Below are 26,137 nucleotides of genomic sequence, written 5' to 3' on the forward strand. Positions count from 1 at the left end.
ATCACTCGTATGATTGCAGTGCAATCAAGTCTTTAGCAGTCAAAGATTCCGGACGGCGATCAGGATACCGATGAAGGTCGCGGCGATGATCCAGAGCGCGACGGTGCGCCAACGGTTCTTGCGGCCCTCGCTGCGGCCCATTGCCGCGATGCTCTCGGGCGACAGCCGGATGCCCTCACGGGTCATGGTCTCGAGCTGTTCGAGCACCGCGACCGAGCGCTGCGCGATGTCGGGCAGGCGCATCAGCACGCGCGCGAGATCGCCGCCGCCGGAAATCGCGCCCTGAACCCGGCCGATCGGCCCGAGGTTGCGCTCGATCCATTCGCGCACCACGGGGTCGGCAACCTTCCAGATGTCGAGCCTGGGATCGAAGGCGCGCGCCACGCCCTCGACCACCACCATGGTCTTCTGCAGCAGGATCAGCTCGGGCCGCGTCGTCATGTCGAACAGGCCGGTGACCTCGAGCAGCAGCGTCAGCAGCCGCGCCATCGAGATTTCTTCGGCCGTGCGGTTGTGGATCGGCTCGCCGATGGCGCGGATGGCTTGCGCGAAATTCTCGACCGAGTGGTGCGCAGGCACATAGCCCGCCTCGAAATGCACCTCGGCGACGCGGCGATAATCGCGGGTGATGAAGCCGAGCAGGATTTCGGCGAGGAAGCGCCGCTCCTTCATCCCGAGCCGGCCCATGATGCCGAAATCGACCGCGACGAGACGACCGGCGTCGTCGAGGAACAGATTGCCCGGATGCATGTCGGCGTGGAAGAAGCCGTCGCGCAGTGCATGGCGCAGAAAACTCTGGATCACCTTGCGGCCAAGGTCGGGCAAATCGACCTGTGACTCCGCCAGGCGCTTGTGGTCGTTCAGCGCGATGCCGTCGATCCACTCCATCGTCAGCACATTGTGGGTGGTGCGATCCCAATCGACGGTCGGCACGCGGAAATCAGGATCGTCGCGCGTGTTCTCCGCCATCTCCGACATCGCGGCGGCCTCGAGCCGGAGATCCATCTCCATCGCGACCGAGCGTGACATGGTGTTGATGACCTCGACGAGGCGGAGCCGCCGCGCCTCGGAAGAATGGGCCTCGGCCTTGTGCGCGACGAAGAAGAAATCGGAGAGGTCGCGGCGGAAACGCGCGGCCACGTTGGGTCGCAGCACCTTCACGGCGACTGCCTTGCGGATGCCGTCGCGCACGACTTCCGCGCGATGCACCTGCGCGATCGAGGCGGCCGCGACCGGAGGCCCGAGGCTCGCGAACACATCCGTCAGCGGCCGTTCCAGCGAGGTCGCGATCACTGCTTCCGCCTCGGTTTGCGAGAATGGCGGCAGGCGGTCCTGGAGGCTTTCGAGGTCGCGCGCCATGACGACGCCGACGACGTCGGGGCGGGTCGCCAAAAATTGTCCGAGCTTGAGATAGGCGGGGCCCATCCGGGTCAGCGCGCGCGACAGCCGCGGGCCGTGCTTCGGACCGCGCCGCTCGACGATGCGCGCAAGCTTCAACGCAAGTTGTCCCGGCGGCGGCACCAGGCTCGGATCGACCGCGCCGAACACGCCCTCGCGCGCAAACACGAGCGCGGCGCGGATCAGGCGCGCAATGTGGGTGAACGCAGAGATCACAAACGCCAGCCCGAATGCAGTGCCACGATGCCGCCGGACAATGTCTGCCAGTTCACGCGGGCGAAGCCGGCGTCGCGGATCATGTCAGCGAAGGCGTTGGGTTTCGGAAACTTCCGAATCGATTCGACGAGATATTGGTAGGACTCGGCGTCGTCGGTGATCATGCGGCCAAGCGGCGGGATCACCTTGAACGAGAACAGGTCATAGAGCCGATCGAGGCCGGGCATCTCGACAGTGGAGAATTCCAGGCACAGGAAACGGCTGCCGGGCTTCAGCACGCGATAGGCCTCATGCAGCGCCAGATCGATGCGAGGCACATTGCGAATACCGAAAGCGATCGTATAGGCGTCGAAGCTTCTGTCGGCAAAGGCGAGCGCTTCGGCATTGCCCTCGACGAAATCGACCTGGGTTTCGAGATGGCGCTTGGCGGCGCGCTCTCGGCCTACCTCGAGCATGCCGGAATTGATGTCGCAGACGGTGGCATGGAAGCCGGAGCCCGCCGCCTTGGCCGCACGGAACGAGATGTCGCCGGTGCCGCCGGCAACGTCGAGCAGCGCGAACGGCCGCTCCCCCTTGGGCGGGTCGAGCGCGGTGATCATGATGTCCTTCCAGACCCGGTGCAGGCCTCCGGACATCAAATCGTTCATCAAGTCATAGCGCGACGCCACGCTGTGAAATACATCGTTCACCAGCGTCTGCTTGTCCCCCAGGGGGACGTCCCTGAAGCCAAAATGCGTGGTTTCGCCCGGCCGATCCATTACTCTACTCCACGAGGCGACCATAGCGCGCCCGCCGCAATGGCGCTATCACACCGCCCTGATAAGGTGAATGCCTGACCATGCCCGAATTGCCCGAAGTCGAGACCGTCCGCCGCGGCCTTCAGCCGGTCATGGAGGGTGCGAAAATCCTGGTTGCGGAGGCCCGCAGGCCCGATTTGCGCTTTCCCTTCCAGCCGGATTTCGTGGCCCGGCTGCAGGGACAGATCGTCACCGGGCTCGGCCGCCGTGCAAAATATCTCATGGCCGATCTCGCCTCCGGTGACGTGCTGCTGATGCATCTGGGCATGTCGGGCTCGTTTCGCGTCATCAAGCCGGACAACGACGTTCAGCCTGGCGAGTTTCACTATCCGCGGGCCAAGGATTCCACGCACGATCACGTGCTGTTTCGGATGTCCTCGGGTGCAGACATCGTGTTCAACGATCCGCGCCGCTTCGGTTACATGAAAGTGATCGCGCGTAGTGCGCTCGACGAGGAGCCGTTGCTGCGGGGGCTCGGTCCCGAGCCGCTCGGCAATGAATTCGATGCGGCGATGCTGGCGCGGGCCTGCGCGGGCAAGAAGACGAATTTGAAAGCTGCGCTACTCGACCAGCGTGTGGTCGCGGGACTTGGCAACATCTATGTCTGCGAAGCGTTGCATCGGTCGCATCTGTCGCCTCGGCGGATCGCTGCGACGCTCGCCACGAAAAAGGACGAGCCGACCGATCATGCAAAGAGACTAGTAGGTGCGATCCACACCGTGCTGAACGATGCCATCAAGGCCGGCGGATCGTCACTGCGCGACCATCGCCAGACCTCGGGCGAGCTCGGCTATTTCCAGCATTCGTTCAAGGTCTACGACCGCGAAGACGAGATCTGCAAGACGCCGCGCTGCGGCGGCATCGTGAAACGCTTCACGCAGAATGGCCGGTCGACCTTCTGGTGTTCGAAATGTCAGAAGTGAGCGCGAAAGTCCAAGCTTGAACAACGCGAAGCGAAGCAATCCGGCCGGGCTGGTGGCCGGATTGCTTCGTCGCTGGGGCTCTTGCCGGATGGCGAGGAGCCCGGCTGACGTCTGAGCGATCGCCCCGCTCAGGACGCCAGTGTCGTGGTCTCGTCGGCCGCAAGCTCGGTGGCGGCGTGCAACATTCCGTCCGCGGCCGAGATGACCTGGTCGATCAGAACATTGGTCGTGGCGGCGAGCTCGAGCCGGGTCTCGATCCAGCGCCAGAGGCCGCGGATCTCGTCGGCCGATTTGCCGTTCGGCGCGAATTCGCTCACCGCAAGGCCGCTCGCAAGCGAGTCCTGATGATCGTTGCGCATCACGATCAGGGGACGCGCGAGCACGTCGGAGAGATCGAGGGCTGCTTCCTCGGCGAGCGCGTTGGCCGCGTTGTCGATGCGCTGGCCGCGGATCGGCGTCTGGTTCAGCACGAAGCTGTAGGGACGCTTCCAGGCGCGCGCGACGCTGAGCGTCGAAATGGTGGCCTCGATGTCGGCGACGCTCGGGCGCGCCGGGATCAGGCAGAGGTCGGAATGGCGAATTGCGGCCGTGGTCGCGGCGCTGAGGCCGGCCGCGGTGTCGACGATCGCGAGCTGGAGGCCACTGTCGGCCAGCATCTTCAGCCGCGGCTCGATGTCGGCGGCGTGATAGATCGGCTCGACGACGAGATCGTCGCTGTTGCGGCGGCGCTGCCAGTTGGACAGGGTGCCCTGCGGGTCGGTCTCGATCAGGCGGACGGTGAAGCCGGCCTGCTTCGCTGCCAGAGCGAGGCCGATGGCGAGCGTGCTCTTGCCGCTGCCGCCCTTTTGGGTGGCCAGTACGATCGTGTGCATTGGAAGATGAATCCTTTGGAGTGGCTGGGTCTAGGGGTAACGCCACGCGAACGTGCATCAATGAGGATGCTGAGCTCTTCTCGCTCAGGACGTGCCCTGCCCGATCCAAAGGGGACCGCGGATGTCCGAATCAACGGTAAGGATGATGGCAGAATCGCGAATGCCAGCTAATCCGTACCACTACTGGACCCGTAATAGCGCGTATGATGTGCTCGCCGCCGTGAATAAAAGGGACAGCGGCATGAGCGGAAATTGGCGCGACCGAACGGCAACGACCTTCGAATGCCAGAAGATGCCGGCGGTCTCCAGCCGCGGCATGGTGGTCAGCAACCATCCGCTGGCGTCCAGCGCTGGCGCCGAGATGCTGGCGGCCGGCGGCAACGCCATCGACGCCGCGATTGCGACCCTGTTCACGCTGACCGTGGTCGAGCCGATGATGGTCGGCATCATCGGCGGCGGCATGGCGCATATTCGCCTGGCCGACGGCAGCCATCGCTTCATCGACGGCCAGAGCACCGTGCCCGCGGCGGTACGCGGCACCACCTACACGTCCAAGCCGGGCGCGGCCCATGACGTGTTCGACACCGTCGGCAACGAGAACCTCAACGGGGCGAAGGCGGTGGCCACACCGGGCTCGCTGAAGGCCTGGTGCGAGACGTTGCGCCGGTTCGGCACCATGCCGCTCGCCGATGTCATGCAGCCCGCGATCAAGCACGCCGCGCGCGGCTATGCGGCGACGCCGTATTTGCATGAATGCATCAGCGAAAGCGCTGCCGAAATGCGCAAGGACAAGCCGATCGCTGCGATCTATCTGCCTGATGGCGAGCCGCTGAAGGTCGGCGCGCGCGTGGTGCAGGCCGAATATGCCGAGACGCTCCGTTACATTGCTGATCATGGCGAGACCGCGCTCTACGAGGGGCCGCTCGGCGACATCCTCGTCGACTACATGGAAAGGGCCGGCGGCTATATTCGCCGCAGCGATCTCACGGCTTACAAGACCGTCGAGCGCCAGCCGATCCGCGCCGACTATCGCGGCTGGACCATCTTCGGCCCGCCACCGCCCGCGGCTTCGGGCGTGCATATCGCGCAGATGCTGAACATTTTGGAGGGTTACGATATCGGCGGCCTTGGCTTCGGCACGGCCGAGACCATCCACTACCTCGCCGAAGTCCTGAAGATCGCCTTCGCCGATCGCGCCGCGGCCAGCGGTGATCCCGATTATGTCGGCGTGCCCGTGGAGCGGCTGACGTCGAAAGTCTACGCCGAAGAGCGCCGCCGCGCGATCGATCCGGCGCGGGCGCAGGCCTGGGGCGCCGGCGTGTCGCCGCTCGAAGGCGCACACACCACGCACATGACGGCGGCAGATGCCTTCGGCAACGTGGTCGCGACCACACAGACCATCAACAATCTGTTCGGCGCCAAGATCATGATCCCGGGCCTGGGCGCCATCGCCAACAACTACATGAACCTGTTCGATCCGCGTCCCGGCCACGCGTTGTCGGTGGCGCCGGGCAAGCGCGTCACCACCTCGATGTCGCCGATGATGGCGCTCCGCGACGGCAAGCTGCGCTATGCGCTCGGCCTGCCCGGTGGCAAGCGCATCTTCCCGAGCGCGATGCAGGCGCTGGTCAATCTGATCGACCACGGCATGAGCCTGCAGGAAGCCGTCGAGGCGCCGCGGGTCTGGACCGAAGGCAATGCGCTTGAGGTCGAGCAGAAGGTGCCGGAGAACGTGCGGGCAAACCTCGTGGCGCTCGGCCACAAGGTTCAACCCGTCGCGACGGTCGCCGGCGGCATGAATGGCATCGCCTTCCATGACGACGGCACCATGATCGGCGCCGCCTGCTGGCGCGCGGACGGGACGCCAGTCGGGATTTCGGGCGGGCTCGCGAAGAGCGGGATCAGGTTCAGGTTGGGCTAACCGAAGCATTCACGAGAACGCTGCGCTCGCAGCGGGGCCACCGGACGTCGTCCGATTGCGGCGGATGTCGCGACCCTGAATTGGCATTCTTCGACCAATTGCGTCTGCCGGGTGCGAGGCCGATGTTGTACACTCCGCCCGATCCGCTGCGGATGACGACACGAGCCCGGCGATGTACGTCGCGAAACGCTGGCGGGCGGATCGAGCACCGTCTCAGCAGGGTTATGCGTATGAGCAGGGACATTGGCAGTGACTTCCTGGCTGGCGGAGGCGAGTTGGGCGCGTTGACGCGAGCGTTCGACTGGTCGAGCACTTCGCTGGGCTCTCCGGAAACTTGGCCCCAAAGTCTTCGCGTGACGGTGCGGCTCGTTCTGACCACGCGGCACCCGATGTTCATCTGGTGGGGGCCGGAACTCATCCAGTTCTACAACGATGCGTACTGCGAGACGATGGGGCCTGAAAGGCACCCAAGCGCTCTGGGGGCACGCGGCAGTGAGTGTTGGGCTGAGATCTGGGACATCATTGGTCCCCAGATCGAGTGCGTCATGTCAGGCAAGGGGGCGACCTGGCACGAGGACCAGCTTGTACCGGTGACGCGTCACGGTCGTCGCGAAGACGTTTGGTGGACGTACAGCTTTGGCCCCATTGATCTTGAAGGGGAGGTGGGCGGCGTGCTTGTCGTCTGCAGGGATGTCACGTCCGAGCATATGGCAAGGGAAGCGCTGAACCTCATCAACGAAGAGCTGAAGCACCGTGTCAAAAATACGCTTGCAGTGCTGAGCGCGGTAGCCGCCCAGACGTTTCGGGACCCGACGAGCAGGGCCGGTCTCGAGAAATATCAGGCGCGGCTTGGCGCCTTTGGACGAGCGCAGGACCTGCTGACCGCGTCAAACTGGGCGGCCGCGCCGCTCCACGATGTGATCCGCACTGCTCTTGCACCTTACCAGACGGGCGAAGGCCGCTTCATGGTCTCGGGGCCGACACTTGTCGTGAAATCTCGACAAGCGCTTGCTCTGTCCTTGGCGCTCCATGAGCTTGCGACCAACGCGATGAAGTACGGCGCTCTGACTGTCGCAGGAGGCCGCGTATCCATCACTTGGACGGTCGAGAAACAGGATGGTGAGTCGAAATTCGCTTTCGTCTGGCAGGAGAGCGGTGGTCCGTCCGTGTCGGAACCGGTCGGCGCAGGTTTTGGCTCGAGGCTTATTTCCCGGGTGCTGGAAGACGATTTCAGCGGTTCTGTTGACGTTTCGTATGGCTCGGCCGGGCTTACATGCCGTCTGACGGCGCCCCTCGAAAATCTCGGACCTTCGCCCAAAAGCACGTGAGACCTTGCAAGCGGTGTGGCTCAACGGGACGCATTTCTGCCGCACCGCATCCGGGACACAAGGGAACGGTGGTTGTGGCTCGTCCTACTTCCTGACGCAGATCACGCGCACGACGGCGGCTTTTGCATCCGTTGAGCTACCATTCGCGGCAACGCCATTCGCCTTCAGGAAATCGCGCACCGTCTCCGCCGAGACCATCACCGCCTGCGATACCGGCACCGACGTCGCGGGACCCGCGACCATCGCCGGCTTCAGCAGCGCGACTCCGGCGAACTTGCCGTCGCCATCGATGGCCGGGCTGCCGGAGAATCCGACCGCCGGTGGAGGCGACAGCGCGGAATCGCTGCTCGTGACCGGCGCCAGCGCGCCCTTGAGGCTCGACACGCCAGCCGCGCCGCCCTGGCTCTGGGGATCCGCAATACCGACGACATCGACGCTCGTCTTCGCCATACCGCCGGCCAGGCTGAGCGGCTTCAGGCCGCGCGCGCCGTAGATGTGCAGCAGCGCGAGATCGTGCTCCTTGTCCTCGGCGAGACGGTCGGCGCTGCCGTAGCCGGCGATGCTGATCGCGATGCAGCTATCGGTGACGAGACGGTCGGTGACAATCGCACCATCGTCGCTGACGACGATGCCGGTGCCGTACTCAACCGTCTTGCGTGGCGGCGGCCCGGCTTGCGGCCCTGACGGGAATGCATTGAAGGCGCTCGACATCGCGATCACGACCGGCTCGACCGTGTTCTCGGTGGCCTGGTCGTAGAGGATCGTCAGGATGCGGACTTCGTCCCCTTTGAAAGTGCCGCGCACATAGAATTTCTTCAGGCCCTGTAATCCGGACAGCACGAAGAAATCAGGCTTCACCACGGTGTAGTCGATCTTGCGACCCGGCTCCTTCTTCTCCGCGTCGGCCAGCTTTGCGGTGGTCGGGTTCGCCTCCTTGCGGCGGTTGAGCAGCACCTGCACCGTTCCGGTGGGCGAGGTCCATTTCGAACCGTTGGCATCGGCCGCCTGCTGCGGCACCAGCTTGCCGGGGATGCCGAGCCGGGCGCCGCTGGTCGGCTCCGTCACGATCTTCCAGCCGACATTCTCCTGCTTCCGGCGCGCGGTCTCGGCGAGCGCGGCGCGCTCCTGCGGATTGAGCACGCCGGTCGGCTTGCTGCCCTTGAGCTTCTGGTATTCCTTGATGGCCTCGACCATCCGCGTGCTGACGTCGCCGGTGATCGCGCCGTTATATTGGCCGACCCAGGCGAGGTCGGATTGCAGCGACAGCCGCTCTCCTTGCGTCATGCCGTCCGCCGTCTCCGACGGTGTCTGGACGGCGGGCGGCTTGATCGGAACGGTCTGGACGACCTTCGGCTTGGTGCCGGGGATTTGTGGCGTCGTTATCTGGGCGTTCGCGCCTGTGGCAGACGCAAACATCAGTGTTGCCGCAAGCATCGATCTCATGACAAATCCAGCCAGCCCATTGAACGCAATGCCATTGAAGCACATCTCGTTGGTCGCGAACAATGTTGGGGTGGTTCAGGTGGTGGCTAAGCCACGCACCCAGGTCCTTATCCTGAGGAGTGGCCTCGAATGATGGCCACGGGCGAGATCCGGGCCTGCATGGTTCGAGACGCGCGTTCCGCGCTCCTCACCATGGGGGTTGCGAGCGAGGGCTTGGTAGGAGAGGCGGAAGACGATGCTGAGCCCGGACGAACTCGAACGTTATGCCCGCCATATCGTGCTGCGCGATGTCGGTGGTCCCGGCCAGGCTGCGCTGAAGCGGGCCTCCGCGCTGGTGATCGGCGCCGGCGGGTTGGGTGCGCCCGCTTTGATGTATCTGGCTGCCGCCGGCATCGGCACGCTCGGCGTGGTCGATGACGATGTGGTGTCGCTGTCCAACCTCCAGCGCCAGGTCATTCACACCACGCCCGATATCGGCCGCCACAAGGTCGAGAGCGCCGCCGAGCGGATCTCCGCGCTCAATCCCCATGTCCGCTTCGTCGGCCACGCCACCTGGCTCAACGCCGACAATGCGCTCAGCCTGATTGGCGACTACGATCTCGTGCTCGACGGCTCCGACAATTTCTCGACGCGTTATCTGGTCTCGGACGCCTGCTTCTTCGCGAAGCGGCCGCTGATCACCGCCGCGCTCGGAACCTTCGATGGCTCGCTGACCACTATCCGCGCGCATGAGAAGAACGAGGACGGCGTGTTCAATCCGACCTATCGCTGCCTGTTTCCGGAAGCGCCGCCGCCCGGCACCGTGCCCGCCTGCGCGGAGGCCGGCGTCATGGGTGCGCTTGCGGGCGTGATGGGGTCGATGATGGCGCTGGAGGCGATCCGCGAGATCGTCGGCTTTGGCGACGGCCTGGTCGGCCGCCTCCTGATGATCGACGCGCGCGCGATGCGCTTCGAGACGCTGCGCTACGCGCGCGATCCCGCCAATCCGCTCAACGGCGATGGGCCTGTGATCACCGACCTCAGCACCCATCGCGCCTGATCGCAGCCGCTACGTCGTGGCCGGCTTCTCGCTGTCGAGGTGCGCCATCTGCTCGGCCGCGTAGCGCGTGCCGGCGGCGACATCGGGCGGGAAGGCTTTTGCCAGTGCAGCGAGATGAACCTGTGTCAGCGTCACTTTCGTCGCGCCGAGCGCTTCCGTGAGACGGTTGCGGGTGCGCGCGCCGACCAGCGGCACGATCCCCTTACCTTGCGCCGCCACCCAGGCGATTGCGACCTGCGCCGGCGTCGCGCCGATCTCGGCGGCGATGGCGCGCAGTTGCTCCACCAGCGCGAGATTGGCGTCGAGGTTCGATCCCTGGAAGCGCGGCGTCATCAGCCGGTAGTCGCGGCTGGCCTTGCCGCTATCCTTCGACCAATGGCCGCTGATCAGGCCGCGCGCCAGCACGCCGTAAGCGGTGATGCCGATGCCTAGCTCGCGGCAGGTCTTGAGAATGTCGCGTTCGATGCCGCGCTCGATCAGCGAATATTCGATCTGGAGATCGGCGATCGGATGCACGGCGTGCGCGCGGCGGATGGTGTCGGAGCCGACCTCGGACAGGCCGATATGTTTGATGTAGCCCGCCTTCACGAGATCGGCGAGGCCGCCGATCGTCTCCTCGATCGGAACGTTGGGATCAAGACGCGCGGGACGATAGACGTCGATATAGTCGGTGCCGAGTCGCTGCAGCGAATAGGCCAGGAAGTTCCTCGTCGCGGCCGGCCGCGAATCGATCCCGACGAAGTCGCCGGCCGGGCCGCGCAGCGCGCCGTACTTGACGCTGATCTGCACTTGTTCGCGCGGGACTTCCTTCAGCGCCTCGCGGACCAGCATTTCATTGTGGCCCATGGCGTAGAAATCGCCGGTGTCGACCAGGGTGATGCCGGCATCGAGCGCCGCGTGGATCGTGGCGATGCTCTCGTCGCGATCGGCGGGCCCATAGACTTCGGACATGCCCATGCAGCCGAGACCGAGGGCGGAGACGGTCGGACCGGTTGAACCGAGTTTGCGCTGTTCCATGATGGCTCTCCTCGAGAGGCGGCAGCTGATTGCGCCGCGTGACGAGGGGGATATGCGCCTAATCGATTACGCCGATAAGCTGGACAATCCAGAATAGCTTGTTCACATTAGCGAACAATGGCCGACCCCGATTTGCGCGATCTCGACATCTTCGTAGCGGTTGCCCGTACCCGCAATTTCCGGCGTGCGGCGGTCGAAATTCGCGTGTCGGTGTCGAGCCTTAGCCAGCGGCTGCGGGACCTGGAGGAGCGCCTCGGCGTCCGCCTGATGAACCGCACCACCCGCAGCGTCGCCCTGACCGAGGCGGGCGAACTGCTGCTGTCGCGCGTCGCTCCGGCCTTGCGCGATGTCGGCGACGCCCTGGATCAGGTCCGCGGCCTGCGCGAGGTGGCCTCGGGCCGCCTGCGCATCAACGCGCCGCCGCCGGCGGTCGACCTCGTGCTGGCGCCGATGGTCGGACCGTTCCTCGCGGCGTACCCGCAGGTCGATCTCGATATCGTCTCCGAAAGCGGGTTCGTCGACATTGTCAGCGCGGGCTACGATGCCGGCGTGCGTTACGGCGAGCATCTCGCGCAGGACATGGTGGCAATCCCGCTGAGCGGCCCGCAGAGCTATGTCGTCGTCGCCTCGCCCGACTACGTCGCGCGCCGCGGCAAGCCGAAACACCCGAAGGACCTGCTCGACCATGATTGCATTCGCGCCCGCTACTCGAGCGGCGTCATGCACGATTGGGAATTCGAGAAAGCTGGCCAGATCGTGAAAGTCGATCCGCCCGCAAAACTGATCTCGACCAATATGAACCTTGCCATGCACGCCGCGCTCGCCGGCGCGGGCATCTGGGCAAGTCTCGATGGCTATGTCGGAGAAGCCGTGAAGTCCGGCACGCTGGTCAGCTTGATGGAGGATTGGTGCGAACCGTTTCCGGGCCCGTTCCTGTATTATCCAAGCCGGCGCCAGACGCCGCCCGCGCTGCGCGCGTTCATCGATTTCCTCGGGGATTGGCGCAAGCGCGAGACGCCTAGAGCATGATCCGGAAAAGTGTGCAGGGGTTTTCCGACAAGATCACGCTCAAACACTAACCCCTTCAGAGCATGCTCGGCAGCACGCGATCCGGCGGCTTGTGGGCGTCGAGGAAGGTGCGGATGTTGATGATCACCTTCTCGCCCATCTCGACGCGGCCTTCGATGGTGGCCGAGCCCATATGCGGCAGCAGCGTCACCTTGCCGGCCTTGGCGAGCCGCACCAGTTTCGGGTTCACCGCGGGCTCGTGCTCGTAGACGTCGAGGCCGGCGCCGCCGATCTCGCCGCCTTCGATCAGCTTGATCAGCGTATCCTCGTCGGTGACCTCGCCGCGTGCGGTGTTGACGATGTAGGCGTCCTTGCGGATCAGCTTCAGCCGGCGCGCCGACAGCAGATGGTAGGTCGCGGGCGTGTGCGGACAATTCACCGAGATGATGTCCATCCGCGCCAGCATCTGGTCGAGGCTTTCCCAATAGGTCGCGCCCAGCTCCTCGGCGATCTTCGGCGCCACGGGCCGGCGGTTGTGATAGTGGATCTGCAGGCCGAAAGCGCGGGCGCGGCGCGCGACCGCCTGGCCGATGCGGCCCATGCCGATGATGCCGAGGCGCTTTCCGCCGATGCGGTGGCCGAGCATCCAGGTCGGCGACCAGCCGGGCCAGGGTTTTCCTTCCGTCAGGATCGAGGCGCCTTCGATCATCCGCCTGGGCACGGCGAGGATCAGCGCCATGGTCATGTCGGCGGTGTCTTCAGTCAAAACCTTCGGCGTGTTGGTGACGGTGATGCCGCGGGCATGCGCGGCCTCGACGTCGATATTGTCGACGCCGTTGCCGAAATTGGCGATCAGTTTCAGCTTGCAGTCGGGCTGGTTGACGATGTCGGCCGAGATGTGATCGGTGACGGTCGGAACCAGGATGTCGGCGGTGCGCGCGGCTTCCGCGATCTGCTCGGCCGACATCGGCGTGTCGTCGAGATTGATCCGCGCGTCGAACAGCTCGCGCATCCGGGTCTCGATCGAGTCCGGAAGCTTGCGCGTCACCACGACGAGGGGCTTTTTCTTCACCGACATGTCCTGCCCTCATGAGGCGTCGCAGGCCGCCTCTGTCGCCAAAGGCCGGCCGTTGAGGCCTCATTAACCCGGTTGTTCGACACTGCCTTTTGCCGTGTCGTCCCCGGCGTTTCCTTCAAGCTCTCCCGACATTTCCACCCGGAAAATCGGGGCAAACTGGTTGTTCAAGCGTCCGTCCTCTCTATCAGAAGGCCGGGCCAAGACAAGAACCACGGGCAAGGGGCTAGGGAACACCCGCGTGGGGCGGGAAGGGGGCGACCGCGGCAGGATTTTGGAATTTGGGGTGGGGATCCGGCTTGGCCGGGTCCTCGACAGGAGACGGGTTGATGGCGTTGGGGCGGTTTTGTTTGGTGATGGCGCTGGTTAGCATCTGGTTGAGCGCCTCGGTCAGCCCCGGTCATTCGGCGAAGGACAACACTCCCCAGACCGCCAGCGGCCTGCCGGTGCCGCGCTACGTCAGCCTCAAATCGGATCACGTCAACGTCCGCGCAGGCCCGACCAAGGACAACGACGTCGCCTGGGTCTACACCCGCTCCGGCCTGCCGGTCGAAATCACCGCCGAGTTCGAGAACTGGCGCCGGGTGCGCGATTCCGAGGGCGCAGAGGGCTGGGTCTATCACTCGCTGCTGTCGGGCCGCCGTACCGCTGTCGTCACCATGAAGCACAAGGACGACCTCGCGCCGATCTACGATCGCGCCGATCCCGACAGCGCGGTTGCAGCCAGGCTCCAGGCCGGCGTCGTCACACAGGTGAAGAAGTGCACCGCAAACTGGTGCCACGTCCTCGGCAACGGCTTTGACGGCTGGATCCAGCAGGAGCGTCTGTGGGGCGTCTACTCGGACGAGCAGGTGAACTGACTGGGGGTCGTCCCGGCGAAGGCCGGGATCCATAACCACAGGCAGGTGTTTGGCGAAGACTGGTCGTTGTCCAGTCGTCCCGCGGTAAAGATACCTGAGCCTACCGATGAACCTCGCGGTATGGGTCCCGGCCTTCGCCGGGACGACAAACTAGCGCTTCTTGCGCAGCCGCACGACCATGTCGATGCGGGCGATCTCGTAACCCGCGGGCACCTCCGGCATCTTGGACAACGCCAGATGCGGATCCTCGATGTCGACCAGCTCATGGCTGTTCTCGAGGTAGTAGTGATGGTGGGTCGTGATGTTGGTGTCGAAATAGGTCTTGGTGCCGTCGACGCTGACCTGACGCAGCAGACCGGCATCGGTGAGCTGGTTCAGCGTGTTGTAGACGGTCGCCAGCGAGACCGGCACCTTGGCCAGCGTCGCTTCCTCGTAGAGCATTTCAGCCGTGAGGTGACGTGCCCCCTTGCCGAACAGGAGCCAGCCGAGCGCCATGCGCTGACGCGTCGGACGAAGCCCCGCGGACTGGAGCATCTCATTGACGTCATGCCACGGGCAGCCGGTCAAAGCCGGCTGACGGCCGGACATAAGAGCCGCCGCATGGGCCTCTTCGTCGTGACGGGGCGCGTTATTTTCGCTCATTTCCAGCTTCGGCTACGCGTGAAAACTATCATCCTGCAACATATATGGAGAGATAGATGCAGATGCAAGTTTCTCGCAACTAGAGTGGTTCTAATCAGGTAAGGAACCGGGCCGGGCCCCCGTCATTTTACCTTCATGAGAGCGCTTTGCTACCCCAAATGGCCTGTGTTAGAGAGCGCGCGGTTCCGCTTAGCCGATTTTGGCGCAGCCAGGCATTGAGGGCCGTCCGTAAACCATCCCGGTCTTTCGGTAGTCTCGTCCGGCGATGGCAACAGGCGTTGCTTTCCGAACAGGACGGGGCCCATTTTGCCAGAAACGCCGCTCAATCGGGGTTAGAACACAGAGGCTTCCGCATGCTGAACAGGCGCAACGGTTACGAATATGAAGATCTGCTGGCCTGTGGCCGCGGCGAGATGTTCGGCCCCGGCAATGCCCAATTGCCGCTGCCGCCGATGCTCATGTTCGACCGCATCACGGAAATCTCCGAGACCGGCGGCGAATTCGGCAAGGGGGTGGTGCGCGCCGAGCTCGACGTGAAGCCCGATCTCTGGTTTTTCGGCTGCCACTTCAAGAACGACCCGGTGATGCCCGGCTGCCTCGGCCTCGACGCGCTGTGGCAAATGGTCGGCTTCTATCTGGGCTGGACCGGGGGCGAAGGTCGCGGCCGCGCCCTCGGCCTGAACGAGCTGAAGTTCAGCGGCCAGGTGCTGCCCGAGGCCCGCAAGGTTGTGTACAACATCGATATCAAGCGCGTGATGCGTTCAAAGCTGGTCCTCGGGATCGCCGACGGATGGCTTTCGGTCGATGACCAGATTATCTATCGGGCGAAGGATCTGAAGGTCGGCCTGTTCAAGCAGGGCGCTAGCCTGGGCTGAGCGCATCATCACGAAGACAACGATTGAGGCGAGGCTGTCATGAGGCGGGTTGTGGTCACCGGGATGGGCATCGTCTCGTCCATCGGAAACAACACCCAGGAAGTGCTTGCGAGCCTTCACGAGGCGAAGTCGGGCATTTCGCGGGCTGAGAAATATGCCGAGCTCGGCTTCCGTTCGCAGGTGCAAGGTGCGCCGACGATCGATCCTGCCACGGTTGTCGACCGGCGTGCGATGCGCTTCCTCGGCCAGGGTGCCGGCTGGAACCACATCGCGATGGAGCAGGCGATCCAGGATTCTGGTCTATCGCCTGACGAAGTCTCCAACATCCGCACCGGCATCATCATGGGCTCCGGCGGCCCGTCCGCCCGCACCATCGTCGAGGCCGCCGACATCACCCGCACCAAGGGGCCGAAGCGCGTCGGACCGTTTGCAGTGCCGAAGGCGATGTCCTCCACGGCGTCGGCGACGCTTGCGACCTGGTTCAAGATCAAGGGCGTGAACTATTCGATCTCGTCGGCCTGCGCCACGTCGAACCATTGTGTCGGCAACGCCTATGAGACGATCCAGATCGGCAAGCAGGACGTCATCTTCGCCGGCGGCTGCGAGGAGCTCGATTGGTCGCTGTCGGTGCTGTTCGACGCCATGGGCGCGATGTCCTCGAAATACAACGACACGCCCGCCACAGCCTCGCGTCCCTACGACGTCAACCGCGACGGTTTTGTCATCGCCGGCGGTGCGGGCGTCCTCGTGCTGGAAGAGCTCGAGCATGCCAAGGCACGCGGCGCGCGCATTTACGGCGAGATCGTCGGCTACGGCGCGACGTCCGACGGCTACGACATGGTCGCGCCGTCAGGTGAAGGCGCCGAGCGCTGCATGCGCATGGCGATGTCGACCGTGAAGACCAAGGTCGACTACATCAATCCGCACGCGACATCGACGCCGGCCGGCGATCCGCCGGAGATCGACGCGCTCCGCAGGGTGTTTGGCGCCGGTGAGAAGTGTCCGCCGATCTCGGCGACCAAGGCGCTGACCGGCCACTCGCTGGGCGCCACCGGCGTGCAGGAAGCGATCTACTCGCTGCTGATGATGAACAACGGCTTCATCTGCGAGAGCGCCCACATCCAGGAGCTCGATCCCGCGTTCGCCGACATGCCGATCGTGCGCAAGCGTATCGACAACGTCAAAATCGGCACCGTGCTGTCGAACTCCTTCGGCTTCGGCGGCACCAACGCCACGCTGGTGTTCAGCCGGTTGGACGTGTGAGCCAGCACGGCTGTCATGCCCCGCTTGCGCGCAATGCGCACGGGAGCGGGGCATCCAGTACGCTGCGGCTTCTCAATTTAGCACGACCGTCTCTGGAATACTGGATCGCCCGCCCCAGTGCGCAGCGCGCACAAGGCGGGCGATGACCTCGGAATAGTGGGAGCTACGAGGCAATGGAAGGTTTGATGAAAGGCAAGCGCGGTCTGATCATGGGCATCGCCAATGATCATTCGATCGCTTGGGGCATGGCGAAGACGCTGCATGCGCACGGCGCCGAGCTTGCCTTCACCTTCCAGGGCGAGGCCCTCGGCAAGCGCGTCAAGCCGCTGGCGGAATCACTTGGCGTGGACCTGGTGCTGCCCTGCGACGTCGAGGACATTGCCAGTGTCGATGCGACCTTCGATGCGCTCCGCGAAAAATGGGGCAAGCTCGATTTCGTCATCCACGCGATCGGCTTTGCCGACAAGAACGAGCTCAAGGGCCGCTACGCCGATACCAGCCGCGAGAATTTTTCGCGCACCATGGTGATCTCCTGCTTCTCGTTCACGGAGGTCGCAAAACGCGCCGCCGAGCTGATGAGCGAGGGCGGCAGCATGATCACGCTGACCTTCGGCGCCTCGATGCGCGCGATGCCGAATTACAACGTGATGGGCGTGGCCAAGGCGGCGCTGGAAGCCTCGGTGCGCTATCTCGCCTCCGATTTCGGGCCGCGCTGCATCCGCGTCAACGCGATCTCCGCAGGCCCCATCCGCACGCTCGCCGGCTCGGGCATCGGCGAGGCGCGCGCGATGTTCGCCTTCATGCAAAAACATTCGCCGCTTCGCCGCGGTGTCACGCTCGACGAGCTCGGCGGCTCGGCGCTGTATCTGCTGTCGGATCTCTCCGGCGGCGTGACCGGCGAGATCCACTATGTCGATTCCGGCTACAACATCGTCCTGATGCCGAAGCCGGACGATTTGAAGACGCCGGAGTAGAACTGATCAGCGCGCGTCGCTGTTACGCGCTGCTGGTTGATGCCCGAGCAAAAGCGGCAGAGTCTTATCGAGACTTTCCGTCAGCATGGTGCGCACGCCGTCACGCAGTGCGGGATTGCCGGCTGCATCTTCAGGGCGCGTTGGAAACGATTCTGCGGGTAGTTCGCGATAGGGGCCGCCGATTTGCACACCCAGAAGCCTCTGCACCACAAGGGAATGATGCACGTTAATCAGCGCAGAGCTCTGTCTGACAAGGGAGAAGTCGCGCCCGTCGAAGACGCGGATAAACGCCAAGGCGTAGAGATAGATGCGACGCCCGAGCACCACATCATGGTTGAGGATGCCGAAGCCGCGGACCGTATAGTTGGATGACCCGAAAGGGCTGATTGAATTGAGGATCTGGATGTAGTGCCGGCAATTCGTTCCTTTCACGACCTCGCGCAAGTATCCGGCCAACTCCGCGTTGAGATCGCGGAATAACCTGTCCTTCAATGTGTCCTTGGACTCATCGTGGGGCGGAAATTTCGCTGGGTTGTAGGGGATTCTCAGAACGGACATGCCGGCAGGGATCGCGGCGCGAGTCCGCGCGAAGATCAGATCGTTGAGTCCCCAGCCTGGGATCGAGACCACCATCTGCTTGTTCTGAAATATGGTCAGGCCGGTCGTCAACACGGTGAACTCATCGCCGGTGGTGACGACGACACCGAAGTCGCACGAGCCACCGACCACGGGAGCGGGTTTGCCCGTCGCTTCACGCCGTGTGATCGTCTTGTTGTTGTTTTGCTTGACGGCAGGTCCTGCCGTCTCAGTCCCCGGTGATACCGATTTGGTCTGCGCCCAAGCAGATATCGAAAAGCACCACACGACGGCCGCAAGGACGACGAGCCGGGCTATAACGTCAAATGCAGCCCAGCCGCAGGAAGCGGACGAGCGATAGGCTTTGTCGCGTCCCCTCGGCAAAGACGCTTACTCGCCCTTGATGTACGCGGATAGATATTTGTCCAGCTGGGCCGTGAGTAGGCCGCGCGTGCTGTCACGCAGCAAGGCGCTGTTGGTCACCTGTTCAGGGGTCTTGGGAAACTCGAGATTGTTGAGGATTTGCATATTGTCGTTCTTGTTGGAAAAGCTCGAAGCAAGCACATCCCCGAAGCTCCGGGTGGGCGCTCGATGGATGTCGAACGTTCGTCCGTCAAAAACGTTTATGCGGTAATACGCAACCACGACGCCGCGCCCGGAAGGGCTCGCCCAATTCTTGTAGACCCCGAGGCCCTCGATTGACTGATTGGTGCCATCAACCGAAACGCGGGATTTCGTGGCTACGATGTAGCGTTCGCAATTTGCGGTTCCGGCGATCTGCCGCACCAGGGCCGTCAGGTCATCGCGGTCATTGCGGAACAGTTTCGCTTCCGGATGATAGTACGGCCTGAAGGCTCCGCTTGCGTAAGCGATCTTTCGGACAGCCGTGCCGGGAGCGGCGGCGCGAACCCTCGCGACGAACAGATCATCGATACCCCACGTCTCGATCGGCGCCTCCATGTACTCGTTGCCAAACATTGTGACGCCGACATGTTGTACTGAGAACTGGTCTCCAATCGCGGATATGACGCCAATCTGACAGGGGCCGCTCTCCACCGCGGCCGGCTGTTTTGCAGCCGGTTTGGCCTTCGGCACCGCCTTTTTGGCCGCCGGCTTGCCTGGTGCCGCAGCTTGAGCGGGAGGCGTGGTGGGTGCGGGAGGAGTTTGCGCGACCGCCGAGCTGAACATCGACAGGAGCGCAATCAGCGAGACAGAAATTCGAACCATGGATTCCGGGAGATCAGAGACTGGAGGTTATCGGCAACACCACACTAGGTGGGGATCGTGACAACCGCAAGCTGCACCCCTCCCTCGCTGCCTATCCGATGGCCCCCTGCCTCCTCCACCGATAGCATTTCATCGTGAAGCCCGTGATCTGGGAGATATCTTCGTTCTCGAACACAAAGCCTTCGCGCTCGTACCAGCGCCATGCCTTTTCGTTCTCGCGCACGCAGCGCAGTTCAATTTCGTCGGGCATCCGGGTTCGCGTGAAGGCGAGCAATTGCCGGCCGAGCGATTGCCCCTGATAGGCGGGCGCGACGAACAGCTGGTCGAGATAGAGCTTCGGCAGATGCAGCGCCAGCATGGCGGCGATCGTGCCGTTGTCGTCGGCGACGAACAGGGTCCAGCCATCCTCCATCTCACGCCGGACACGCGCGCGCAGGTTCGCCAGCAGGAAGTTGCTCGCCTCGGCAAGCCCGGTCGAGACCCAGCTCTCCATCCAGACGCGGCCGATCTCGTCATATTCGTCTGCACGGGCGGGGCGGATGACGAGACGCGACATCGCGGCCCTATGCCCGCTGGCTGCGTACGGATTGCCGCGCGCGCACCTTGCCGGCCGACATGCACACCACCTCGGAAATCTGAAGCAGCTGCCGCGCCAGTGGGCTGGTCTTGCGCCAGACCATGCCGATGGTGCGCGACGGCTCGGGGTCGCGGAAGCGCGACAGCGAGACCGAGGCCGATCGCGTCTCCACCGGCACCGCCATCTCCGGAATCAACGTGACGCCGATGCCGGCGCTGACCATCTGGACCAGCGTCGACAGCGAATTGGCATCCAGCATCTCGCGCGGCGGCGCCGATTGCATGTTGCAGAACGACAGCGCCTGATCGCGGAAGCAGTGCCCCTCTTCGAGCAGCAACAGCCGCATCTCGCGCATCATCTCCCGCGATGGCGCAGGTGTGCCCTCATCGGAGCCCGGCCGCACCAGCAGGAATTTCTCCTCGAACAGGGCGACCTCGGTGAGCGAGGGCTCGGACACCGGCAACGCGACGATGGCGGTGTCGAGCCGGCCTTCCACCAGCTCCTGGATCAGCCGCGGCGTCATTGTCTCGCGCACGCGGATGTCGAGCTCCGGATGCAAGCGCGTGAGATTTTTGGTGATCGTGGGCAGGAGATAGGGCGCGATCGTCGGAATCATGCCGATGCGCAACCGGCCGGCGAAACGGTCCTGCGAGGCGCGGGCGAAATCGCCGAGTTCGTCGACCGAGCGCAGAATGTCGCGGACGCGCTGCGCGAGCTCCTCGCCAAATCGGGTCAGCGCCACCTGCCGCGCGCTACGCTCCAGCAGCAGGCCGCCGAGCGCCTCCTCCAGCTCCTTGATCTGCATCGACAAGGCCGGTTGCGAGATGGAACAGGACTCAGCTGCGCGGCCAAAATGGCCGTGGCGTGCCAGCGCATCGAAATACCGGAGCTGCCGCATGGTCACGTTCATCATCAGAAAATCTTATCGCAGCGATCATTAAAGTCAACTTCCCCTGATCGAAGGCGCAGCCTAGAGTGCTTCTACCTGGTCAGAGGCGCGAGTTCGACGCCACCAGAGGAGGTATTCATGGACGACACTTCGAAGTGCCCGTTTCCGGGTGGAAAACGCGTGCCGGCGAACCGCGATTGGTGGCCAACTCAGCTCAGCATCGAGATGCTGCACAAGAATTCCCCCAAGTCCGACCCGATGGATAAGGACTTCGACTACGCCACGGAATTCAGGTCGCTCGACCTGAATGCGGTCATCAAGGACCTGACCGCACTGATGACGAACTCGCAGGAATGGTGGCCGGCCGACTTCGGTCACTATGGCGGCCTGATGATCCGCATGGCCTGGCACAGCGCGGGCACCTATCGCACCACGGACGGCCGTGGTGGCGCCGGCGCCGGTCAGCAGCGTTTCGCCCCGCTCAACAGCTGGCCCGACAACGCCAACCTCGACAAGGCCCGCCGTCTGCTCTGGCCGATCAAGCAGAAATACGGCCGCAAGATCTCCTGGGCCGATTTGATGGTGCTCGCCGGCAATGTCGCGCTGGAATCGATGGGCTTCAAGACCTTCGGTTTTGCCGGCGGCCGTGTCGATGTCTGGGAGCCGGAAGAGCTCTATTGGGGTCCAGAGGGCACGTGGCTCGGCGATGAGCGCTACAGCGGCGAACGCGAACTCGCCGAGCCGCTCGGTGCGGTGCAGATGGGCCTCATCTACGTCAATCCGGAAGGGCCAAACGGCAAGCCGGATCCGGTCGCCGCGGCAAAGGACATCCGCGAGACCTTCGCGCGCATGGCGATGAACGACGAGGAAACCGTCGCGCTGATCGCTGGCGGTCATACCTTCGGCAAGACCCATGGCGCGGGTGATCCCTCGCTGGTCGGACCGGAGCCGGAAGCGGGCGCGCTGGAAGATCAGGGTCTCGGCTGGAAGAGCAAGCACGCTTCGGGCCACTCGGGCGATGCTATTACCAGCGGTCTCGAGGTGACGTGGACGACGACGCCGACGAAGTGGGGCAACAACTTCTTCGAGAACCTGTTCAAGTACGAATGGGAGCTGACGAAGAGCCCGGGCGGTGCGAACCAGTGGACGGCCAAGGGCGCCGAGGCGATCATTCCGGATGCGTTCGACAAGTCGAAGAAGCATCGGCCGACGATGCTGACGACCGACCTGTCGCTGCGCCTCGATCCGGCCTACGAGAAGATCTCGCGTCGCTTCCTGGAGAATCCGGATCAGTTCGCGGACGCCTTTGCCCGCGCATGGTTCAAGCTCACCCATCGCGACATGGGCCCGATCCAGCGCTATCTCGGACCGCTGGTGCCGAAGGAGACGCTGATCTGGCAGGATCCGATCCCGGGCCTGGATCACGAGCTGGCCAGCGATCAGGACATCGCCGCGCTGAAAACCAAAATCCTGGCGTCGGGTCTCTCGGTCTCGGAGCTGGTCTCCGCGGCCTGGGCCTCCGCCTCGACGTATCGTGGCTCGGACAAGCGCGGCGGCGCCAATGGCGCGCGCATACGGCTTGCTCCGCAGAAGGATTGGGAGGTGAACGAGCCGGCCCAGCTCGCCAAAGTGCTCGGCAAGCTCGAAGCGATCCAGAAAGACTTCAACGCGTCGTCCGGCGCGAAGAAGGTCTCGCTTGCGGACCTCATCGTCCTCGGCGGCACCGCCGCGGTCGAGAAGGCCGCGAAGGATGCCGGCGTTGACGTCAAGGTCGGCTTCACCCCGGGGCGCATGGATGCCTCGCAGGAACAGACCGACGCTGCTTCCTTTGCTCCCCTGGAGCCGCGGGCCGACGGTTTCCGCAACTTCATCGGCAAGCGGCATCAGTTCATGCAGCAGGAAGAGGCGCTCGTCGATCGCGCGCAGCTTCTGCGACTCACCGGGCCGGAGATGACGGCGCTGGTTGGCGGCCTGCGCGTGCTCGGCGCCAATGCGAACGGCTCGAAGCACGGCGTCCTCACCGCGAAAGTCGGCACGCTGAGCAACGACTTCTTCGTCAACCTGCTCGACATGAGCGCGCAGTGGACGGCGGCGGCTGACGGCAGCTACGAGGCCCGCGACCGCAAGACCAACGCGGTGAAGTGGACCGGCACGCGCGTCGACCTGATCTTCGGCGCGCACTCGCAGCTCCGCGCCTATGCCGAGGTTTACGCAACCTCCGACGCAAAGGAGAAGTTCGTGAAGGACTTCGCAAAGGCTTGGACCAAGGTGATGAACCTCGACCGGTACGACATCGCGGCCTGAGGTGTTTCACCTCTCCCGCTTGCGGGAGAGGTGGGCATATCGTCCGGAGCGACCACAAACAAAAAGGGCGGCCTTTTGGCCGCCCTTCGTTTTTTCTGATGTCGCGAGACTACTCGCCGGCAGCTTCGCGCGGCGCTTTCTCGCCCTCGCCGCCCTTGCCTTCGAGGTCTTCGCCGGTGGTCTGGTCGACGACCTTCATCGACAGACGGGTCTTGCCGCGGTCGTCGAAGCCGAGCAGCTTGACCTTGACCTTGTCGCCTTCCTTGACGACGTCGGAGGTCTTCTGCACCCGCGCCGAGGCGAGCTGGCTGATGTGGACGAGACCGTCCTTGGAGCCGAAGAAGTTCACGAAGGCGCCGAACTCCATCACCTTGACGACGGTGCCGTCATAGATCTGGCCGACTTCCGGATCGGAGGCGATCGACTTGATCCACTTGATCGCGGCCTTCATCGCCTCGCCGTCGCTGGAGGCGACCTTCACGGTGCCGTCGTCCTCGATGTTGACCTTGGCGCCGGTCTTCTCGACGATCTCGCGGATCACCTTGCCGCCGGTGCCGATCACTTCACGGATCTTGTCGGTGGCGATCTTGAAGGTCTCGATGCGCGGCGCGTATTCGCCGAGCTCGGCGCGGGCATTGGTGAGCGCCTTGGACATCTCGCCGAGGATGTAGATACGCCCGTCCTTGGCCTGACCGAGCGCGACCTTCATGATCTCTTCGGTGATGCCCTCGATCTTGATGTCCATCTGGAGCGAGGTGATGCCCTGCTCGGTACCGGCGACCTTGAAGTCCATGTCGCCGAGATGGTCCTCGTCACCGAGGATGTCCGAGAGAACCGCGAAGCGCTTGTCTTCGAGGATCAGGCCCATCGCGATACCCGCGGTCGGCCGCTTCAACGGCACGCCGGCATCCATCAGCGCGAGCGAGGCGCCGCAGACTGAAGCCATCGAGGACGAACCGTTCGACTCGGTGATCTCCGACACCACGCGCGTGGTGTAGGGGAACTCGTGATGCGGCGGCAGCACCGGGTGGATCGCGCGCCAGGCGAGCTTGCCGTGGCCGATCTCGCGGCGCTTGGTGCCGCCGAGGCGGCCGGTCTCACCGACCGAGTAGGGAGGGAAATTGTAGTGCAGCAGGAACGTCTCTTTGTACGTTCCCGACAGCGCGTCGATGTACTGCTCGTCCTCGCCGGTGCCGAGCGTGGTCACGACCAGCGCCTGGGTCTCGCCGCGGGTGAACAGCGCCGAACCGTGGGCGCGGGGCAGCACGCCGACTTCGGCGACGATGTTGCGCACGGTCTTGCTGTCGCGGCCGTCGATACGCTTGCCGGTGTCGAGGATGTTCCAGCGAACGATCTTGGCTTCGAGCTCCTTGAACACGCCGCCGATGCGCAGCTTGTCGTATTTCGGCTCCTGCCCTTCAGGGAAGTAATGGGCAATCACCTTTTCCTTGACCTTGCCGACCGCGGCGTAGCGATCCTGCTTGATCGGAATGGCGTAGGCGGCGCGCAGCTCCTGCTCGACGAGGCCGAGCATTTCCTTTTCGAGCGCCGAATTGTCGATGACGGTGACTTCGCGCGGCTCCTTGGCGGCCTTCTCGGCGAGCTCGATGATCGCGTTGATCACCGGCTGGAAGTGGCGGTGACCGAACATCACGGCGCCGAGCATGATCTCTTCGTTCAGCTCCTTGGCTTCCGATTCGACCATCAGCACGGCGTCGGCGGTGCCGGCGACGACGAGGTCGAGGTGGGTGTCGACCATCTCGTCGAGCGTCGGGTTGAGGATGAACTCGTCATTGGCGAAGCCGACGCGGGCTGCGCCGATCGGGCCCTTGAAGGGCGCGCCGGACAGGGTCAGCGCCGCCGACGAGGCCACCAGCGCCACGATGTCAGGGTCGTTCTCCATGTCGTGCGACAGCACGGTAACGATCACCTGGGTCTCGTTGCGCCAACCGTCGACGAACAGCGGACGGATCGGACGGTCGATCAGGCGGGAGACCAGCGTCTCCTTCTCGGTCGGACGGCCCTCGCGCTTGAAATAGCCGCCGGGAATGCGGCCCGCGGCGTAGGTCTTTTCCTGGTAGTCGACGGTCAGCGGCAGGAAGTCGACGCCTTCGCGCGGCGACTTCGCGGCGACGACGGTGGCGAGCACCACGGTCTCGCCATAGGTGGCGACGACGGCGCCGTCGGCCTGGCGTGCGATCTTGCCGGTTTCGAGCTTGAGGGGACGTCCACCCCAGTCGATTTCGACTGAATGCTTATTGAACATAGAGGTCTTCTTTCATGGGTTCTCGAAAGAAGGGACGGCTCGAAAAACAAAAACCATGCGCAAGATTGCGGGACGCTGATCGGAGCGGATGATCAGCGTCCTGCGATCCTGCCATGGTTTTTGGATTTCGGATGGCGTCCATCCTTTCGGGTCATACGGGCGCCTTGCCCGTTGTGCCCAGCCGCCGGATTGCTGCTGGACTGTCAGTCGGCACGAACGCGAACACCGAAGCGCGGTCTTCGCCCATCATGCCCGGATGCTGACCGTCAACGGCCAGTATCCGACGCGCACGCAGCCTCGATCAAAAACCTTTAAACAAACGCTTTCGTCGAAAACCACGCGCGAAAACGCGCGCCGTTTGGCGCGCGCAAGAACTCTTAACGACGAATGTTGTGCTTCTCGAGCAGCGCCTTGTAGCGCGCCTCGTCCCTCTTCTTGAGGTAGTCGAGGAGCGAACGGCGGGTCGAGACCAGCTTCAAGAGGCCGCGACGCGAATGGTTGTCCTTCACGTGGGTCTTGAAATGGCTGGTGAGGTTGTTGATGCGTTCCGACAGGATCGCGACCTGAACCTCGGGCGAGCCGGTGTCGCCGGCCTTGTTGGCATTCGTCTTGATGACTTCCGCTTTGCGTTCTGCGGCAATCGACAT

General features: G+C 63.9%; 23 protein-coding genes. 10 read left to right on the forward strand and 13 right to left on the reverse strand.

Annotation, left to right across the window (positions count from 1 at the left end; translation table 11 throughout):
* Positions 1 to 39 precede the first annotated feature (39 nt).
* Both ubiB and ubiE read right to left on the reverse strand, forming a co-directional pair.
* On the reverse strand, positions 40 to 1,614 hold the full coding sequence (gene ubiB / locus IVB31_RS30420; protein ID WP_247331521.1) for a 2-polyprenylphenol 6-hydroxylase: 1,575 nt from the start codon (positions 1,612 to 1,614) through the stop codon (positions 40 to 42).
* Entirely contained in the window at positions 1,611 to 2,372 is a 762-nt protein-coding gene (gene ubiE, locus IVB31_RS30425) for a bifunctional demethylmenaquinone methyltransferase/2-methoxy-6-polyprenyl-1,4-benzoquinol methylase UbiE (protein ID WP_247331523.1), read from the reverse strand. The genes ubiB and ubiE overlap by 4 nt, the downstream gene beginning before the upstream one ends.
* 80 nt (positions 2,373 to 2,452) lie before the next feature.
* Between ubiE and mutM the strand changes: the two genes are divergently transcribed.
* Positions 2,453 to 3,334: a bifunctional DNA-formamidopyrimidine glycosylase/DNA-(apurinic or apyrimidinic site) lyase gene (gene mutM / locus IVB31_RS30430; protein WP_247331526.1), complete on the forward strand. Its 882-nt coding sequence runs from the start codon at positions 2,453 to 2,455 to the stop codon at positions 3,332 to 3,334.
* 128 nt (positions 3,335 to 3,462) lie between these two features.
* Here mutM and IVB31_RS30435 read toward each other — a convergent pair whose 3' ends face one another.
* On the reverse strand, positions 3,463 to 4,206 hold the full coding sequence (locus tag IVB31_RS30435) for a ParA family protein (RefSeq protein WP_247331528.1): 744 nt from the start codon (positions 4,204 to 4,206) through the stop codon (positions 3,463 to 3,465).
* A gap of 241 nt (positions 4,207 to 4,447) precedes the next feature.
* On the opposite strand from IVB31_RS30435, the gene ggt reads away from it, so the two are divergent.
* Together ggt and IVB31_RS30445 are read left to right on the forward strand one after the other, a co-directional pair.
* Positions 4,448 to 6,127, forward strand: coding sequence for a gamma-glutamyltransferase (gene ggt, locus IVB31_RS30440; RefSeq protein WP_247331531.1), 1,680 nt, complete (start codon positions 4,448 to 4,450; stop codon positions 6,125 to 6,127).
* A 230-nt stretch (positions 6,128 to 6,357) separates the two neighbouring features.
* Positions 6,358 to 7,455: a PAS domain-containing sensor histidine kinase gene (locus IVB31_RS30445; protein ID WP_247331533.1), complete on the forward strand. Its 1,098-nt coding sequence runs from the start codon at positions 6,358 to 6,360 to the stop codon at positions 7,453 to 7,455.
* Between the two features lie 84 nt (positions 7,456 to 7,539).
* Here IVB31_RS30445 and IVB31_RS30450 read toward each other — a convergent pair whose 3' ends face one another.
* Entirely contained in the window at positions 7,540 to 8,898 is a 1,359-nt protein-coding gene (locus tag IVB31_RS30450; RefSeq protein WP_247331535.1) for a serine protease, read from the reverse strand.
* 235 nt (positions 8,899 to 9,133) lie between these two features.
* Here IVB31_RS30450 and moeB point away from each other — a divergent pair, with 235 nt between their 5' ends.
* On the forward strand, positions 9,134 to 9,937 hold the full coding sequence (gene moeB, locus IVB31_RS30455; RefSeq protein WP_247331537.1) for a molybdopterin-synthase adenylyltransferase MoeB: 804 nt from the start codon (positions 9,134 to 9,136) through the stop codon (positions 9,935 to 9,937).
* A gap of 9 nt (positions 9,938 to 9,946) precedes the next feature.
* On the opposite strand, the gene IVB31_RS30460 is transcribed toward moeB, so the two are convergent.
* On the reverse strand, positions 9,947 to 10,954 hold the full coding sequence (locus IVB31_RS30460; protein ID WP_247331539.1) for an aldo/keto reductase: 1,008 nt from the start codon (positions 10,952 to 10,954) through the stop codon (positions 9,947 to 9,949).
* A 117-nt stretch (positions 10,955 to 11,071) separates the two neighbouring features.
* Between IVB31_RS30460 and IVB31_RS30465 the strand changes: the two genes are divergently transcribed.
* Positions 11,072 to 11,983: a LysR family transcriptional regulator gene (locus IVB31_RS30465; protein ID WP_247331542.1), complete on the forward strand. Its 912-nt coding sequence runs from the start codon at positions 11,072 to 11,074 to the stop codon at positions 11,981 to 11,983.
* Between the two features lie 55 nt (positions 11,984 to 12,038).
* Here IVB31_RS30465 and IVB31_RS30470 read toward each other — a convergent pair whose 3' ends face one another.
* The gene (locus tag IVB31_RS30470; protein ID WP_247331544.1) at positions 12,039 to 13,040 is read right to left on the reverse strand and encodes a D-glycerate dehydrogenase; all 1,002 of its coding nucleotides are present in this window, start codon (positions 13,038 to 13,040) and stop codon (positions 12,039 to 12,041) included.
* 326 nt (positions 13,041 to 13,366) lie between these two features.
* Here IVB31_RS30470 and IVB31_RS30475 point away from each other — a divergent pair, with 326 nt between their 5' ends.
* A complete protein-coding gene (locus IVB31_RS30475) occupies positions 13,367 to 13,897 on the forward strand; it encodes an SH3 domain-containing protein (protein ID WP_247331546.1) in 531 nt (176 codons plus the stop codon).
* Positions 13,898 to 14,047: 150 nt separating this feature from the next.
* Here the strand turns inward: IVB31_RS30475 and irrA are convergent, their stop codons facing one another.
* Positions 14,048 to 14,539 (reverse strand): iron response transcriptional regulator IrrA, encoded by a 492-nt coding sequence (gene irrA / locus IVB31_RS30480; RefSeq protein WP_276576617.1) that lies wholly within the window; start codon positions 14,537 to 14,539, stop codon positions 14,048 to 14,050.
* Between the two features lie 353 nt (positions 14,540 to 14,892).
* On the opposite strand from irrA, the gene fabA reads away from it, so the two are divergent.
* The 3 genes from fabA (at position 14,893) to fabI (ending at position 17,651) form a co-directional block, all read left to right on the forward strand.
* Positions 14,893 to 15,414 (forward strand): bifunctional 3-hydroxydecanoyl-ACP dehydratase/trans-2-decenoyl-ACP isomerase, encoded by a 522-nt coding sequence (gene fabA, locus IVB31_RS30485; RefSeq protein WP_247332324.1) that lies wholly within the window; start codon positions 14,893 to 14,895, stop codon positions 15,412 to 15,414.
* A gap of 39 nt (positions 15,415 to 15,453) precedes the next feature.
* A complete protein-coding gene (gene fabB / locus IVB31_RS30490) occupies positions 15,454 to 16,677 on the forward strand; it encodes a beta-ketoacyl-ACP synthase I (RefSeq protein WP_247331548.1) in 1,224 nt (407 codons plus the stop codon).
* Positions 16,678 to 16,850: 173 nt separating this feature from the next.
* Positions 16,851 to 17,651: an enoyl-ACP reductase FabI gene (gene fabI / locus IVB31_RS30495; protein ID WP_247331550.1), complete on the forward strand. Its 801-nt coding sequence runs from the start codon at positions 16,851 to 16,853 to the stop codon at positions 17,649 to 17,651.
* Between the two features lie 6 nt (positions 17,652 to 17,657).
* On the opposite strand, the gene IVB31_RS30500 is transcribed toward fabI, so the two are convergent.
* The 4 genes from IVB31_RS30500 to IVB31_RS30515 all read right to left on the reverse strand — a co-directional run bounded on the left by IVB31_RS30500 (position 17,658) and on the right by IVB31_RS30515 (position 20,944).
* Entirely contained in the window at positions 17,658 to 18,611 is a 954-nt protein-coding gene (locus tag IVB31_RS30500; protein ID WP_247331552.1) for a hypothetical protein, read from the reverse strand.
* A 6-nt stretch (positions 18,612 to 18,617) separates the two neighbouring features.
* Entirely contained in the window at positions 18,618 to 19,454 is an 837-nt protein-coding gene (locus IVB31_RS30505; RefSeq protein ID WP_247331554.1) for a hypothetical protein, read from the reverse strand.
* 91 nt (positions 19,455 to 19,545) lie between these two features.
* The gene (locus tag IVB31_RS30510; protein WP_247331556.1) at positions 19,546 to 20,010 is read right to left on the reverse strand and encodes a GNAT family N-acetyltransferase; all 465 of its coding nucleotides are present in this window, start codon (positions 20,008 to 20,010) and stop codon (positions 19,546 to 19,548) included.
* Between the two features lie 7 nt (positions 20,011 to 20,017).
* Positions 20,018 to 20,944: a hydrogen peroxide-inducible genes activator gene (locus IVB31_RS30515; RefSeq protein WP_247331559.1), complete on the reverse strand. Its 927-nt coding sequence runs from the start codon at positions 20,942 to 20,944 to the stop codon at positions 20,018 to 20,020.
* Positions 20,945 to 21,058: 114 nt separating this feature from the next.
* Here IVB31_RS30515 and katG point away from each other — a divergent pair, with 114 nt between their 5' ends.
* The gene (gene katG, locus IVB31_RS30520; protein WP_247331561.1) at positions 21,059 to 23,224 is read left to right on the forward strand and encodes a catalase/peroxidase HPI; all 2,166 of its coding nucleotides are present in this window, start codon (positions 21,059 to 21,061) and stop codon (positions 23,222 to 23,224) included.
* A 109-nt stretch (positions 23,225 to 23,333) separates the two neighbouring features.
* On the opposite strand, the gene pnp is transcribed toward katG, so the two are convergent.
* Both pnp and rpsO read right to left on the reverse strand, forming a co-directional pair.
* Positions 23,334 to 25,490, reverse strand: coding sequence for a polyribonucleotide nucleotidyltransferase (gene pnp, locus IVB31_RS30525; RefSeq protein WP_247331564.1), 2,157 nt, complete (start codon positions 25,488 to 25,490; stop codon positions 23,334 to 23,336).
* 377 nt (positions 25,491 to 25,867) lie between these two features.
* A complete protein-coding gene (gene rpsO / locus IVB31_RS30530) occupies positions 25,868 to 26,137 on the reverse strand; it encodes a 30S ribosomal protein S15 (protein ID WP_247331566.1) in 270 nt (89 codons plus the stop codon).

The organism is Bradyrhizobium sp. 21 (assembly GCF_023073335.1).
Lineage (GTDB): Bacteria > Pseudomonadota > Alphaproteobacteria > Rhizobiales > Xanthobacteraceae > Bradyrhizobium.